Raw genomic sequence first — 791 nt, 5'->3', positions numbered from 1 at the left:
CCTTGAAAGAATCCAGCGAACCTGTCGTGGATTTCCTGTCGACGTTGAGCGGCGGCAACCCGGCCGACCCAGCAGGCGCCGCCATGGCTTCGGAGGCACCGGAGAAGGCGCCTGCGCCCACCGTCGTCTTGGCGGACGAGGACGCGAACGCCTCACCCGATGCTTCGCAGGCTGTTACGCCGGACAGTTCGATCGAGCCGGCAACCCGTCCATCCCCTTCGGCCGACGTGGCCGAAACCGCCGCCGGCCGCGACGAAGCTGCCGGCGCCGCGGAATCATCCCCGATTAATCGCCAGCGGCGCCATGGCGGCGCCGTCCCGCGCTGATCTGGATATGTGGCCATTTTGGCACAGTTGCTGTTGCAATTGCCGGGCGGGGGACTAGTATTACTTTACCCACTCGTTGAGGGGCACGGTCGAGGTCAGTAGATGAACCCAGACTTGCGCCTAGAGGAGGCAACCGGCACGTCGTGCGGAGCTGACGCTCTGGTTCCCGGCGTTAGAGATGCTGACGTCGACGACGTGAACAGCGCACGCGCGGATGAGTACGCGCTGCTCGCCACGCTTCTCCTGGCCGCTCCGGATGCAAACCTTATGGCGCGGCTTTCCGGTTTGCGGGGCGACACCGAGACGCCGCTCGGCCTTGCTCATGCGGCACTCGGCCAGGCCGCGGCTTCGGCCTCCCCGGCAGCGGTCAGTCGCGAGTATTTCGAGCTCTTCATCGGGGTCGGGCGCGGCGAACTCCTTCCCTACGCCTCATACTACCTGACGGGCTTTCTCAATGAACGGCCG

The 791-nt window shown here is 65.6% G+C and carries 1 protein-coding gene and 1 pseudogene; both read left to right on the top strand.

Annotated features, from left to right (window positions below; genetic code table 11):
- A pseudogene (locus EOA86_RS36815) lies at window positions 1-326 on the top strand (hypothetical protein); the annotation flags it as partial.
- Between the two features lie 102 nt (window positions 327-428).
- A partial coding sequence (locus EOA86_RS36810; protein ID WP_245497506.1) for a molecular chaperone TorD family protein occupies window positions 429-791 on the top strand: 363 nt, incomplete at its 3' end.

The sequence above is a fragment of the Mesorhizobium sp. M5C.F.Ca.IN.020.32.2.1 genome (assembly GCF_004023105.1).
Lineage (GTDB): Bacteria > Pseudomonadota > Alphaproteobacteria > Rhizobiales > Rhizobiaceae > Mesorhizobium > Mesorhizobium wenxiniae.
Note: the sequence above shows the minus strand (reverse complement) of the source record. Positions and strands in the feature narration are given on the sequence as shown.